The organism is Burkholderia sp. BE12 (genome assembly GCF_002959955.1).
Classification (GTDB): Bacteria; Pseudomonadota; Gammaproteobacteria; order Burkholderiales; family Burkholderiaceae; genus Burkholderia.
Genome location: NZ_PREY01000005.1, coordinates 14,425 through 27,512 on the forward strand (window position 1 = coordinate 14,425; position 13,088 = coordinate 27,512).

Consider the following 13,088-nt stretch of genomic DNA (forward strand, 5'->3'; position numbering starts at 1 on the left):
AGAATGTCGATCGATCGAATGACGAGGAAGGCATGAACGAAGCGAAGAAGCTGCGCCGCACGTCGGCGGGCGGCTACGCGCGCGGCGACGAAACGCGCCAGCGGATCATCGAGGCGGCGATCGAATTGTTCGGCGAACGCGGGTTCGCGGGCGCGTCGACGCGCGAGATCGCCGCGATGGCGGGCGTGAACGCGCCGGCGCTCCAGTACTACTTCGAGAACAAGGAAGGCGTGTACCGCGCGTGCGTCGAGACGATCGCCGAGAGCGGCTGGCAGGTGTTCGCGCCGGCGGTCGGCCATGCGCGGGCGATGCTCGACGGCCATGCGAGCGTCGACGAGCTGATCGATGCGTTCGTCGGGCTGCTGCGTGCGTTGTCGGACCGGATGTTCACCGCGCCGAAGACGATGAACCAGCGCATGTTCTTCGCGCGCGAGCAGGGTGGCCAGGAACCGGCGAGCGCGAGCGAAATCCTGATGAAGCGCATGCGCAAGCCGTTGAACGACGTGAGCGCCGAGCTGATCGGCCGCATCACGGGGCGGCCGGTCGACGATCCCGTCACGCGGTTGCGCGCGCTGAGCCTGTTCGGGCAGATCACGGTGTTCCACATCGCGCAGCGTTCGGCGCTGCAGTTGCTCGAATGGGAGGCGTTCGACGGCGAGCGCGCGGCCTTGGTGACCGAAACGATCGCCGATCAGACGCGCGTGCTGCTCGAGCAATGGCATGCGCAGCGCGATGCGGGTGCCGCGGGTGAGGAATCCGTCCCGAAGCGCGGGCAGGGTGCGGCGGCGAAACGCGCGGCGAAGCCGGGGGCCGTGCCTCCCGCGGCGAAAAGCACGGCGCGCGTGAAGAAGCCTGCCGCGCGTTGAGCGCGGCGAATCGCTTGCCGCCGCCGATCAACCCGGCTTGCGCTGCGCTCCGTCGGGCGACGGCGGCCGGGCTGCCGTATCGGCGGCGTTCCGCGTGTCGGGGCTCCGGTCGTTTTCATCGTCGCCGACAGGCTGCGATCCGTCCGCATAGGCCACGAGGCTGCGCTGCGGATTGGCGATCCGGATTCCGCGTTCGCGGAACGTCTGCGCGATCCGCCGGTTGAATTCGCGCTGCACGCTCCAGCGCGCCGAGTCCGTGCACTGCATTTGTCCGGACAGCGCGAGCGCCGCGCCGTCGACCTGGTCGATGCCCCAGTAGCTGAAGTCCGACAGAATGCCGTCGTGGTACTTCGGATCGTCGCGCAACGCGGCGCCGATTTCCTTCAGCGTCGCGATCGCGCGGTCGATGTCCTCGCCGTACGCGATGCTGACCTTGACCGCCGCGTTGCCGAGCCCGCGATTCGTGTTGTTGACGGTCGTCACCGAGCTGAACGGGATCGTGTACAGCGACCCGTCGCCCGCGCGCAACCGCACGGTGCGGATCGACAGGTATTCGACCGTCCCCGACACGCCGGCGAGCGTGACCCAGTCGCCGACCTGCATCGCGTTTTCCATCAGCAGGAAGATCCCAGTGATGAAGTCCTGCACGAGCTTCTGCGAGCCGAAACCGAGCGCGACGCCGAAGATGCTGGCGCCGGCCAGCAGCGGGCCGACGTTCACGCCGAGTTCGCTGAGGCCCGTCAGCACGACGACGAGCGCGATCATCACGAACAGCAGCGAGCGCAGCATCGGCAGTAGCGTGCGCAGCCGCGCGGCCCGCACGAGGTTGCCTTCGCGCGTCCAGCCTTGCAGGCGGCGCTCGATCGCGATGTTGGCCGCTTCCCACACGACGAGCGCGACGATCGCCGCGATCGCGATCGTCACCAGCGCGGACGCGAGCCGGTGGCCGATCGTGCCCGTCTCGAATGCGCGGAAGATCGGCACGCCCCAGATCTGCAACAACAGCAAGACGGTCACGATGCCGATCGCGCCCGACACGATCCGGCGCAACAGCGGGTAGTAGCGGTACGCGTGCAGATGAACGAGCGTGCGGTCGTCCTCGCGGCGCTGGAACAGCCGCGCGAGCGCGCCGAACACGACGATCGACACCATCCGCATCGCGATCATCACGGCGATCGAGCGGCCGCCGAGCGTGATCAGCACGCGGTAGCCGTTGTGGACGTCGAGCGCCCACACGAACCACAGTGCCATCACGATGAAGACCGAGACGGGCGCCCACGCGTCCGCGAGCGCGTTGCCGACGACCATGAAGGTCGGACGATCCGCGCCGGCGGCACGGATCCGTGCCGCGACCGGGCGGCGACACTGCAGGATCAGCACCGAAACCATCACGTGCCCGACGAGCGCGACGGCCTTCAGCAGCGCGACATGGCCGGCTTCGGTCAGGCCGAAGTTCGCGGCGACCTCGACGGCCGCCGTGCAGGCGCCGACCACGATCACGATTCGCGCGATCGAGCGTTGCGCGAACTCGGCCCATGCGTCGCTGATGTGCAGCAGTCGCAACTGCCGCGCCTCGGGCTGGAAGAACAGCCGGCTGACGATCGTGACGAGCCGGCAAATCACGTAGGTGTCGATCAATGCTTCGAGCGCGGCTTCGATCGGCGTGCCTGCTTCGACGAGCAACGACATCGTCAGGCTCGCGATGCCGACGAACACGAGCAGCGGCACCGCGCGCAGCGCGAGACTGACGAGCGCGCGCGGCATCCGATGCAGCAGCGTGGTGTGTCGGCGTGCGTGGCCTCGGCTCGGCGACGACGAGGGGGCGGTGTCCGCTGTCTCCGCGGCTGCGGCCGCGGTGGCGGGCGGCGTGGAAGTATCGGGCGGCGGCGCGTGGTCCGCGTCCGATGCGGCGGAATCGGGCGCGGTGTCGCGCGACGTGTCGGCGCGGCGCGCGGCCACCGTAGCCAGCGCGCGTCGCAGCAGCCGCTTCGCGAGCCATTCGACGACGAGCGCAGGCAGGAGCACCGCGAGGAGGATCCCGAGCGTGTGAGTCAGATCCGCACGCTGGTCGGCGCGCACGAGCGTGTCGTGCCACCAGCGTCCCACCGAACCGATATCGAGCAGCGAGCGCAGCGATTCCTGCAGCGCGTTGCCGATCTGGGCAGCCCAGCGCGATCCCTGGCGAACGAGCATCGACGCGAGCCCGTTCGACGCGAGCGCGCCCGGCGCCGCGGCAGCCGATGCGCCGCTGGCCGCCGCCGCCGCGCTTGCCGGCACGGCGGGCGCGCTCAACGCGCCGACGGCCGCGATGGCGCGCAGCGTCGTTTCGACCTGCGCGCGTTCGCGCGGGTTTTCCAGCACGTTCAGGGCCTGCCGCGCTTCTTGTGGCGTCAGTGCGGGCGCGGCGGGGGAGGCGGCCGACGCGGCGGCCGGAGCAGGAGCGGCCGCGTGGGCGGCCGAGACGACTGCGGCGAGTAGCCAGCCGAGGAGGATATGTCGCATGGGGTAGGCATGCGGGTGCGTCTCGTCACGCGGCCCGCGAGGCTGAATGATGGACGGAAGTTAACATGATCGCGATCGGCACCGAATAGTTCCGTCGACCACTATTCGAATCGAGCATGAACGAGGCGGCGCGGGCCTTGGCACGGCATGCGCGCACCCATGTGCCGGATACGGGCTGCCGGACGTCCGATATCGCCGCGAACGTGCTGCTCGCCTCGTCGTAAGGTATCTGTAACGCGTGTTCGCCGGTGCCGATCGGCGATGCGCCGCTGCGTGAGCGTTCGTCCGGCCGCGATCGACCCTTGCACCGCACCATATGGATTCCTGATGAATCACGCTTGCTCGTCGTGAAATACCGGCAAGACATGCTCGGCGATTTCTTCGATGACGTCGCGCACGGGCCGGTCCGATCCGGGGTTCAGCGTGACATGGTGCGTCCCCGCCGCACGCATCTCATGCAGGATGTCGACCAATGCGCGGCGCCCGGTTGCATAACCGAGCGGCAGCGCGGTGGCGGGCGTATCGGCATGCGCGGCAAGGTCGAGCCGCATCGATACGCCGAATGCGCGAAATTCCGGCGACGCGAGCCGGTCGACCGCCGCGCGCCACATCGAATAACGGGCGCGCTGCGTATCCGGATCGCGGTGATACGTCATCCAGCCGATCGAATGCCGTGCGATCCAGTCGACGCTCTGTCCGCCCGAGCCGACCGCAAGCATCGGCACCGCGCCGCCGTCGCGCGGCAGCAGCGTGAATTCGGGCGCATCGGGCGGCGCCTGGTCGGGCAGCACGCGCGATGGCACGCCGAGCGCGGCCGCGACGACGTCCCAGTGCGCGCGATAGCGGTCGCGCCGGGTTTCCGCATCGACGCCGAACGCCGCGTATTCGGGCGGCCGGTCGCCGGAGCCGAGCCCGAGGATGAAGCGCCCGCCCGACAGCGTCGCGACCGACAGCGCGCCTTTCGCGATATGCAGCGGATGACGCAGCGGCAGCACGATCGCGCCGCTGGCGAGCGCGATCCCGCGGGTGCGCGACGCCAGCGCGCCGAGCAGGACCCACGGGTCGAGGTGGCCGACCGGGTCGGGATAGTCGGCGCTGTTCAGCGGCACGTCGCGAATCCACAGTGCGCGAAAGCCGAGCGAATCGGCCAGCGCCGCGAGTTCGAGCTGTTCGTTGAAGTCCGCGACGATGCGGCCGCTGCGAAGCAGCGGAAGCGTGAGGCCGATCGACAGCCGCCCGGCCGAGAAGACACGCTGCGCGACGTCGGGGCGGGCGGGAATGGGTGGGGTCATGGCGAATCCTTGGACGCGAGGCAGCGGGAACGTGCGGCGCTTCGTGTCCGAATGCTAGCGTGTTTGTGCGATGCCCGAGCGGGACGGCCAAGCGTCGCGCTACCCGCACCCGTGGGGGCGCGCCGCAGCACGATTCCCGGGCGTGACGCCGCGCGGTTGTCGCGACCGGTGCCGTAGACCGGCGGGCGGGAGTCGATATCCAGCCGCTGCTTCGTGTCGGGCATGCGGCGAGTGCCGGTTCCGGCTGGTCGGTGGCGAGTCGCGGGAAGCGGCGAGGCCGGCCGCTCGCGTCCGACGGCGGGCGAGCGCTGGATGTGGGGCGCTTGTAACGTGACCGGCATGCACCCTGCAGCAACGACGCGACGATGCCGGCGGTGCGTTTCAGTTTCGAAACGTTCGCGCTTTTTGACGGGGCGCGATGCCTGCCCGCGGGCTGGCCTGGCCCCGCGAGGCCTTGCGGCATGAGGCATGGTGCGCTCCTTGCATGGTTGTATGGGCCGTGAGTGCGATCGCGGGTGCAGTCGGCTCGGCAATCGCTTCAGTGGGTCGGACGTATCGAAGACGGGGACAAGAGAATGAAAAAAGACCGAAACGCAACGCGTCGTGTTGCAAACATGAATCGCCGACCTCCCAGGGTAGTCGCCTCGCCGTGGATTGCGGCGACGTGAGCGAGTGGCTTTCCGTTCCATCCGAGCAATCGGGTCCGTTCTGAACGACGGCGTGCATGCGTGACGCACGAGTCCGACCGGTGCCGGTCGGCCGTCGGGGATGAACCGCGAACGCAGGCGGATGGCCCGGCCCGAATCCCGGAATCGTCATGCCTTGGCGCAACGCACGTCGTCGCGCGGCGAATGCGTTTGCACGCCGCGCATTGCGCCGGCGTGACGGGCGCGGCGATCAGGATCGGGTCGGGAAGCCGGTAACGCGCCGATGGGCACGGCAGCGCCGGAACACGCGGAGTCCGGGGAGCGTCCGTCGATCGCGGCATGACGGACGTCGCAATATTGTGCTGTCAGTTGATCCACTACCCCGATGGATCAATTGTTGAAGCGCCCGTCGCCGAGCGGCGACGGGCGTCTTTTTGCGCGCGCCGGCGTGCCGTCACCGCGGCGCGCCCGATCGCACGGCGTTCTGTATCATGTGCTGGCGTGCCTGGCCGCCCGTGCGGGCGCACGGCTTGCCGGCGCGACCGATCACGTTGCCAACATGAACGATAAAGCCTTGCCCGATTCCCCTTTCGCCGACGTTGGTCCTGCCGAGCTCGATGCGCTGCAGACGTTCGTCGAGCGTCATCCTCGCCTGCTCGTGCTGACCGGCGCGGGCATCAGCACCGATTCCGGCATTCCCGGTTACCGCGACCGCAATGGCCAATGGATGCGCTCGCCGCCGATTCAGCTTCAGGAATTCCTCGGCTCCGATGCCGCACGGCGCCGCTACTGGGCGCGCAGCATGATCGGCTGGCCGGTCGTCGGCCGCGCGCGGCCGAACGGGTCTCACGTCGCGCTGGCGCGGCTCGGCGGCGCGGGCCGGATCGAGCGCCTCGTCACGCAGAACGTCGACGGCCTGCATCAGCGCGCGGGCAGCGGCGACGTGATCGAGCTGCACGGCGGCATCAACGGCGTGACCTGCCTCGAATGCGGCGCGCATCACGCGCGGGCCGCGATCCAGGCCGTGCTTGAAGCCGACAATCCCGAACTGCTGGGCGCGCAGGCCGAGCCAGCCGCGGACGGCGACGCGCATCTCGAATGGGCCGCGCTCGATACGTTCCGCATCCCGGCGTGCCCCGCGTGCGGCGGCCTGCTGAAGCCGGCGGTCGTGTTCTTCGGCGAGAACGTGCCGCGCGAGCGCGTGGCGCTGGCGTCGCAGGCGCTCGAGGCGGCCGACGCGCTGCTCGTCGTCGGCTCGTCGCTGATGGTGTATTCCGGCTATCGCTTCTGCGTGTGGGCACAGGCGCAGCACAAGCCGGTTGCCGCACTCAATCTCGGCCATACGCGCGCCGACCCGATGCTGACGCTGAAGGTCGAGGCGCGCTGCGCACCCGCGCTCGACGCACTCGTGGCGCGGCTGGGGCTCGGGCGCAACAGCGAAGCGAAGGAGCATGCATCGTGACCGGCGCCGCTTCTTCCCCCGATCCGTCCGCGCGGCTGTCGGCGCCGGCGGCCGAACGCAATCGCGGGCCGATCCTCGACGTGCTGCGTCGCGTGCTGCCGGCGAGCGGCAGCGTGCTCGAAATCGCGAGCGGCACCGGGCAGCACGTCGTCCACTTCGCGCAGGCGTTGCCGGGCCTGCGCTGGCAGCCGAGCGATCCCGATGCGCAGGCGCGGCGTTCGATCGCCGCGTGGGTCGCGCATGCGGGCCTCGCGAACGTTGCCGGGCCGCTCGCGTTCGACGTGCGCGACACGCCATGGCCGGTCGCGGCGCTCGACGCGATCGTCTGCATCAACATGATTCATATCTCGCGGTGGGCCTGTACCGACGCGCTGTTCGCGGGCGCGTCGCGCGTGCTGCGGCCGGGCGGCGTGCTGTTCCTGTACGGTCCTTACCGTCGCGAAGGCCGGCATACGGCGCCATCGAACGAAGCCTTCGACCGGCAGTTGCGCAGCCGCGACCCGTCGTGGGGCGTGCGCGATCTCGAGACCGTGGTCGCGCTCGGCCTCGATCGCGGGCTCGACTGCATCGAGGTCGTCGAGATGCCGGCGAACAACCTGAGCGTCGTATTCCGGCGCCTGCCGCACGCGGAGCAATGACACGCAAGCGCGCAACGCCGCCGGGTTTCCACTATCCTTTCGCCTGTGCGCGCGGCCCGGCTCGGGTCGCGCCCCGTTTTTTCCGGAGAATTGACTAATGGGCAAACAAGCAATCGGTGTGATCGGGCTCGCGGTGATGGGCCGCAATCTCGCACTCAATATCGAGAGCCGCGGTTACGCGGTGTCTGTGTTCAACCGCAGCCGCGAGAAAACCGACGAACTGATCGCCGAATTCCCCGGCCGCAATCTGGTGCCGACCTATACGCTCGAAGAATTCGTCGCGTCGCTCGAAACGCCGCGCCGGATCCTGATGATGGTGAAGGCCGGGGAAGCGACCGATGCGACGATCGCCTCGCTCAAGCCGCTGCTCGAGAAGGGCGACGTGCTGATCGACGGCGGCAATACGCACTTCACCGACACGATCCGCCGCAACCAGGAACTCGCGCAGTCGGGCCTGCACTTCATCGGCACCGGCGTGTCGGGCGGCGAAGAGGGCGCGCTGCGCGGCCCGTCGATCATGCCCGGCGGCCAGCGCGACGCGTACGACCTCGTCGAGCCGATCCTGAAGCAGATCGCCGCGAAGGCGCCGTCCGACGGCGAGCCGTGCGTCGCGTACATGGGGCCGGACGGGGCGGGCCACTACGTGAAGATGGTCCACAACGGCATCGAATACGGCGACATGCAGCTGATCGCCGAAAGCTACTCGGTGCTGAAGGACGTCGCGGGCCTGACCAACGACGAACTCGGCGCGGTGTACACCGAATGGAACCAGGGCGAGCTCGACAGCTACCTGATCGAGATCACGTCGAAGATCTTCGGCAAGAAGGATGAAGAGACCGGCAAGCATCTCGTCGACGTGATCCTCGATCGCGCCGCGCAGAAGGGCACCGGCAAGTGGACGAGCCAGAATGCGCTGGATCTCGGCGTACCGCTGCCGCTCATCACCGAGTCGGTGTTCGCGCGCGTCCTGTCGTCGCTGAAGACCGAGCGCGTCGCGGCCAGCAAGATCCTGTCGGGCCCGGCCGCCGCGCCGTTCGACGGCGATCGTGCCGCGTTCGTCGAAGCGGTGCGCCGCGCGCTGTACCTGAGCAAGGTGATCTCGTACGCGCAGGGCTTCGCGCAACTGCGCACGGCGTCGGAAGAATACGGCTGGAACCTCGATCTCGGGACGATCGCGAAGATCTTCCGCGCGGGCTGCATCATCCGCGCGCGCTTCCTGCAGAAGATCACCGACGCGTATGCGAAGGATCCGGCGCTCGCGAACCTGCTGCTCGACCCGTACTTCAAGGACATCGCCGCGAACTACCAGACGTCGCTGCGCGACGTCGTGGTGGCCGCGGTGAAGGCCGGCGTGCCGGTCCCGGCGTTCGCATCGGCGGTCGCGTACTTCGACAGCTACCGTTCCGAGCGGCTGCCGGCGAACCTCGTGCAGGCGCAGCGCGACTTCTTCGGCGCGCATACGTTCGAGCGCACCGACAAGCCGGGCAGCTTCCACGCGAACTGGTCGTAACCGGCTGGCGGCGGCGGCATTGTTGCGAAAATCTATTCTTTGAATAGGGTTTTTCTATCCCGGATGCCGACATTGTTGGCTCCCGGGAAACAGTGTTTTCGTTCTTTCATGGTTTTCCCTAGGTGTTGTCGGGACTAAACTCTGTTCCATCGCTGCAGACATGGTGTGTGCGGCGGAGCAAAAAAATCCCGGAGGTAATCATGAAATCGCTGATCGCAACGTTCGCTGCTGCTGCTGTCCTCGCCGTCCCCGCCGTCTCGTTCGCCCAACAGAACGCGCCCGTCACCCGTGCACAGGTGAAGGCCGAACTGGCCCAGCTGCAACAGGCCGGCTACAAGCTGGGCAGCGATCGGACCAACTACCCGGAAGGCATCCAGGCTGCCGAAGCCCGCGTGAACCCGCAACAGAACGTCGCCGCTGCCGACACGACCGGCTACGGTGCGCAACCGGCCGCAGGCCAGGAATCGGGCGTACCGGCTGCCGCCAAGGCCGGCTGGCAAGTCAAGCGCATCGCGGATGGCGCACCGGTCTACAAGGGTCGTTAATGGTACGGCCGCGCTGGCGACCGCATCCGACCCCCTGTAATACGACAGCCCGTCGCACCGCATAGCGGTACGACGGGCTGTTTTCATTGGCGGCGCGCGATGCGCCGGCGTTCAGTGCAGCGGACGCCTGCCGCGCCCGATATCGCGGAACAGCGCTTCGGCCGGTTCCAGCACCTGCAGCCACGTTTCGTCGTAACCGCTCAGCGTATCGAGTGCGTCGCGCAACCGTTCGATCGCGAGGACCGGCAGCTCCACGCTGTGGCGCGTGGCGCCGGTCAGATGCGTGACGCTTGCCAGCTGGACGAGCGCATCGGCCGCTTCGGCGACGTCGGTCGCGAACACCAGGTGCCGGTTGAGCAATTCGACCAGACCGCTGGAATCGGCGAAATCGTCGGCGTCGAGCTGCACGGAGAGAAACGTCGCGTTATTCATTGTCGTGCTCCTCGTTGTCGTTGGATCGCGTTGCGCATCACCGAGTATAGGCGGCGATCGAAGCGGAGAATATGACGGGGCCGATACGGGCGGCGAGGGCGACGGCGCCCGGGAAACCCCCCGAGCGCCCGCCGGACGGCCCGCCTGGCACGGCTCGCGGCCCACTGGCGCGCGTGCGACGCCGCAAGATTGTTTCCGGATCAGCCAACTGTCGGGGCCTCGAGCGCGACAAATGGTATCTTTGCCGGTCGGGACGACGCGAAAAAGGGGCCGGTGAGCTCGTTCGCGCCGACGTTCCGCTGTGGAAACCGATGGCCGCGAAAGCGGTCGGATACTGGTTGAGCCGGCCGTTCGGCCGGACATCGTGCGTCGCGTGCCGGGGGGCGGTGGGCGGCGCAACGACGCAAATCCGGGAGGACCCTTGAGAGAAACTATTCCCATCCACGACGCGCTCACGCGCTGGCTGCCGCAGGCGGCGCTCGTTGCCGCGGCCATCGCGCTCACGGGCTGCACGATGACGCCGTGGACCGACAGCTGGCAACCCACGCGCCAATCGGCGCCCACGTCGGCTGCGACGCCGGGCGTGATTGCCGGCTATTACCGCGTGAACCCGGGCGATACGCTGGCGGGCATCGCGAACGCCTACGGGCAGCGCGTGCAGGACGTGGCCAGCTGGAACCACATGTCGCCCACCGACGCGGTGTCGCCGGGGCAGGTGCTGCGGGTCGCGCCGCCGCCGGCCGCGACCTCGTACGGGCAGCCGCCCGCGGCGGCCGCCCAGCCGGGCTCGCTCGCATGGCCGGCCACGGGTGTCGTCGCGACACCGTTCTCGGCCGGCAAGACGCGCGGCGTCGTGATCGTCGCATCCGGGCCCGACCATTCGGTGCGGGCCGCGGCAAACGGGCGCGTGGTGTACGCCGGCTCCGGCGTCAAGGCGTATGGTCCGCTCGTGATCCTGAAGCACGACAACGGGCTCATCACGGCCTACGGGCACAACGGCAAGCTGCTCGTCAACGAAGGCGACGCGGTGCGCCAGGGGCAGCCGGTCGCCGAAATGGGCACCGACGCGAGCGGTCGTTCGACGTTCGAGTTCGAAGTCCGTCAGAACGGCAAGGTCGTCGATCCGATGAACTTCCTGCCGCGCAACGGCGGCTGATCGCCGGCATCGCCACGTGTGCGCCGGGTGGCGCACACGTTCCCGCCTTTTTCACCTTTTCCGTCTTCATCCTTCCTTGAGCATCGCGCCGCCGGACTGTCTCGCACGATTGCCGAGCCAGCAAATGCCCAATGCGAGCGCCGCCGCGCCGAGCGCGATCAGCGAACACTGGATCGCGACGGGCAGGTAGCCGTGCGGCCGCGGATCGACGAACGGGTAGGGATACCAGTTCTCCACCGCGCCGCGCACGAGCGTATAGCCGAGATAGACGACCGGAAAGCCGAGCCACGCGAACGCGCTGCGGCGCGGAATCGGCGAGCGCGGTTCGACATAGAGCCAGTCGCACAGCATCACGAGCGGCACGATCCGGTGCAGTACCCAGTTGTTGAACGCAGGCGTGACGTGGCGCAGCGCATCGAGCCGCGCGAGCAGGAGCTCGTAGACGATCGCGGTGATCAGCACGTACAGCACCGCCGCGCCGCGCATCGATTCGTAGCGGGCCGAGCCGGGGCGCGCGAGGCGCCACAGCCCCGCGGCCAGCATCGCGGCCGCGTAGAGGCTGCTCAGTTGCGTGAAGTAGCTGAGGTAGTTGCCGAGATGGAAGTTCGGCAGGCGCCAGTAGTCGGCGATGCTGTGCAGCGTGGTGGACACCGCGAGCAACGCGGCGATCAGCCGATAGGCCGCAACGAAGAACGCTTTGCTCATGATGCCCGCGCGCCGTCGCACCAAAGCTTCATCGTGCCACAGCCGCTCGCGCGCGCGATGCGGATTTTCCATAGGGCGGTCTTGTACGGCGCGCGCGGCGCGCGTTGACGATTCGTCGGATATTTGATCGGGCCGTGCAAAACCGGACGCCCGTGCGGCTACAATCGTCACGGCGTTGACTGGCGCAGGCCGATCGCAACTGGCGCCCTCCCCGAATACAACACGAGACCAAGCATGAGAAACATCCTCGCGAAACAGACGCGCTACAGCTCGCCCGCGATCTTCTTCCACTGGGCCATCTTCCTGCTGGTCGCGCTGGCCTACCTGGCCATCGAGATTCGCGGGCCGAAAGGCAGCGACAGCCGTGCGTTCTGGATGAACGTGCATCTGACGGCCGGTACGTTCGTCCTCGTGCTGTCGGTGCTGCGCGTGCTGTGGCGAGTCGTCAGCCGCGTGCCGGAAGCCATTCCGCAGGCGACGCTGCTGCGCTGGCTGTCGAAGCTCGCGCATGTCGCGCTCTACGTGTTCATCATCGCGCAGCCGCTGCTCGGCATCATGATGATCAACATGGGCGGCAAGCCGGTGTCGCTCGACTGGCTCGGCGTGTCGTTCACGCTGTTCGGCCCCGACAAGGCACTGCGGCCGACGATCAAGGAAGCGCACGAGCTGATCGGCAACGCGTTCTATTTCGTGATCGGCCTGCATGCGCTGGCCGCGCTCTACCATCACTTCATCCGGCGCGACGACGTGCTGCGGCGCATGGCGCCCTGATCGTCCCGTTTCCGGAGCGCGCGGCACGCGGGGGCGCATGGTTGTGTTGACAACCATGCGCCCCCGCTTCGTTTACCGTCATGCGCACTGGTCACCACGTCGAACATTCGGTAACATCGCGGCTGCCTTTACATTTCGCTTACTCGTCGCCGTACATGTTGCACCGACATCGTCACCTGACTGCCTGGCTTGGCCTGCTCGCGATCTGGATCGCGATCGCGGCGCCGCTGGTGTCGCAGTGGCGTATCGCGCATGCGGCCACGCCCGACGCGATCGTCTGCGGTACCGAGCATGGTGCGCATCGTTCGTCCGATGCGGGCGGCATGCACGATCGTGCGCTGCATCTCGACGCATGCGGCTACTGCGGCTTCTTCGCTCATAGCCCGGCCATCGGCGCGCCTGCCGCCGCATCGGTCGGCGCCATGCCAGTCGTTTCCGTTTTCGCCGCCGCGTCGCCTGCCGCCGCGGCGCGCAGCGACCGCTATCCGCGCGCCTATCCGCGCGCACCGCCCGAGCGCGCCTGACGCGTTTCCCGCCGTTCCTACTTCCGCCGATATCCGTG

Annotated in this window: 12 protein-coding genes; 8 read left to right on the plus strand and 4 right to left on the minus strand. The window is 68.2% G+C overall.

The genetic code is table 11. The features are described from left to right. The first annotated feature begins 32 nt into the window (after positions 1–32). Positions 33–866 (plus strand): CerR family C-terminal domain-containing protein, encoded by an 834-nt coding sequence (locus C4B30_RS06760; RefSeq protein ID WP_105132171.1) that lies wholly within the window; start codon positions 33–35, stop codon positions 864–866. 27 nt (positions 867–893) lie between these two features. On the opposite strand, the gene C4B30_RS06765 is transcribed toward C4B30_RS06760, so the two are convergent. Further along, complete coding sequence (locus C4B30_RS06765) at positions 894–3,368, minus strand: mechanosensitive ion channel family protein (protein WP_105132172.1); 2,475 nt, start codon at positions 3,366–3,368, stop codon at positions 894–896. Positions 3,369–3,700: 332 nt separating this feature from the next. Next, positions 3,701–4,660 carry an LLM class oxidoreductase gene (locus tag C4B30_RS06770; protein ID WP_105132173.1) on the minus strand — a complete coding sequence of 320 codons (960 nt, stop codon included), beginning with the start codon at positions 4,658–4,660 and terminating at the stop codon, positions 3,701–3,703. A 1,206-nt stretch (positions 4,661–5,866) separates the two neighbouring features. Between C4B30_RS06770 and C4B30_RS06775 the strand changes: the two genes are divergently transcribed. The 4 genes from C4B30_RS06775 (at position 5,867) to C4B30_RS06790 (ending at position 9,462) form a co-directional block, all read left to right on the plus strand. Next, a complete protein-coding gene (locus C4B30_RS06775) occupies positions 5,867–6,769 on the plus strand; it encodes an NAD-dependent protein deacetylase (RefSeq protein ID WP_442778452.1) in 903 nt (300 codons plus the stop codon). Then, positions 6,766–7,407 carry a DUF938 domain-containing protein gene (locus C4B30_RS06780; RefSeq protein ID WP_105132175.1) on the plus strand — a complete coding sequence of 214 codons (642 nt, stop codon included), beginning with the start codon at positions 6,766–6,768 and terminating at the stop codon, positions 7,405–7,407. The genes C4B30_RS06775 and C4B30_RS06780 overlap by 4 nt, the downstream gene beginning before the upstream one ends. Positions 7,408–7,504: 97 nt before the next feature. Next, the gene (gene gndA, locus C4B30_RS06785; RefSeq protein ID WP_105132176.1) at positions 7,505–8,917 is read left to right on the plus strand and encodes an NADP-dependent phosphogluconate dehydrogenase; all 1,413 of its coding nucleotides are present in this window, start codon (positions 7,505–7,507) and stop codon (positions 8,915–8,917) included. 200 nt (positions 8,918–9,117) lie between these two features. Next, positions 9,118–9,462: a DUF4148 domain-containing protein gene (locus tag C4B30_RS06790; RefSeq protein WP_089501450.1), complete on the plus strand. Its 345-nt coding sequence runs from the start codon at positions 9,118–9,120 to the stop codon at positions 9,460–9,462. 111 nt (positions 9,463–9,573) lie between these two features. On the opposite strand, the gene C4B30_RS06795 is transcribed toward C4B30_RS06790, so the two are convergent. Beyond that, entirely contained in the window at positions 9,574–9,894 is a 321-nt protein-coding gene (locus C4B30_RS06795; RefSeq protein WP_027782579.1) for a hypothetical protein, read from the minus strand. Positions 9,895–10,315: 421 nt separating this feature from the next. Between C4B30_RS06795 and C4B30_RS06800 the strand changes: the two genes are divergently transcribed. Next, on the plus strand, positions 10,316–11,050 hold the full coding sequence (locus C4B30_RS06800) for a peptidoglycan DD-metalloendopeptidase family protein (RefSeq protein WP_089501451.1): 735 nt from the start codon (positions 10,316–10,318) through the stop codon (positions 11,048–11,050). A gap of 66 nt (positions 11,051–11,116) precedes the next feature. On the opposite strand, the gene C4B30_RS06805 is transcribed toward C4B30_RS06800, so the two are convergent. Continuing rightward, positions 11,117–11,755 (minus strand): Pr6Pr family membrane protein, encoded by a 639-nt coding sequence (locus tag C4B30_RS06805; protein WP_027782581.1) that lies wholly within the window; start codon positions 11,753–11,755, stop codon positions 11,117–11,119. Between the two features lie 234 nt (positions 11,756–11,989). On the opposite strand from C4B30_RS06805, the gene C4B30_RS06810 reads away from it, so the two are divergent. After that, a complete protein-coding gene (locus tag C4B30_RS06810; protein WP_027782582.1) occupies positions 11,990–12,526 on the plus strand; it encodes a cytochrome b in 537 nt (178 codons plus the stop codon). 155 nt (positions 12,527–12,681) lie between these two features. Next, positions 12,682–13,050, plus strand: a complete 369-nt coding sequence (locus tag C4B30_RS06815; protein ID WP_105132177.1) for a DUF2946 domain-containing protein — start codon at positions 12,682–12,684, stop codon at positions 13,048–13,050. Positions 13,051–13,088: the final 38 nt, after the last annotated feature.

What these genes read in the sequence shown, in the direction of transcription:
- C4B30_RS06795 (WP_027782579.1), bottom strand. Translation starts at nt 9,894, where the DNA reads ATGAATAACGCGACGTTTCTCTCCGTGCAGCTCGACGCCGACGATTTC.
- C4B30_RS06815 (WP_105132177.1), top strand. Translation starts at nt 12,682, where the DNA reads ATGTTGCACCGACATCGTCACCTGACTGCCTGGCTTGGCCTGCTCGCG.
- C4B30_RS06775 (WP_442778452.1), top strand. Translation starts at nt 5,867, where the DNA reads ATGAACGATAAAGCCTTGCCCGATTCCCCTTTCGCCGACGTTGGTCCT.
- C4B30_RS06765 (WP_105132172.1), bottom strand. Translation starts at nt 3,368, where the DNA reads ATGCGACATATCCTCCTCGGCTGGCTACTCGCCGCAGTCGTCTCGGCC.
- C4B30_RS06760 (WP_105132171.1), top strand. Translation starts at nt 33, where the DNA reads ATGAACGAAGCGAAGAAGCTGCGCCGCACGTCGGCGGGCGGCTACGCG.
- C4B30_RS06810 (WP_027782582.1), top strand. Translation starts at nt 11,990, where the DNA reads ATGAGAAACATCCTCGCGAAACAGACGCGCTACAGCTCGCCCGCGATC.
- C4B30_RS06805 (WP_027782581.1), bottom strand. Translation starts at nt 11,755, where the DNA reads ATGAGCAAAGCGTTCTTCGTTGCGGCCTATCGGCTGATCGCCGCGTTG.
- C4B30_RS06790 (WP_089501450.1), top strand. Translation starts at nt 9,118, where the DNA reads ATGAAATCGCTGATCGCAACGTTCGCTGCTGCTGCTGTCCTCGCCGTC.
- C4B30_RS06770 (WP_105132173.1), bottom strand. Translation starts at nt 4,660, where the DNA reads ATGACCCCACCCATTCCCGCCCGCCCCGACGTCGCGCAGCGTGTCTTC.
- gndA (WP_105132176.1), top strand. Translation starts at nt 7,505, where the DNA reads ATGGGCAAACAAGCAATCGGTGTGATCGGGCTCGCGGTGATGGGCCGC.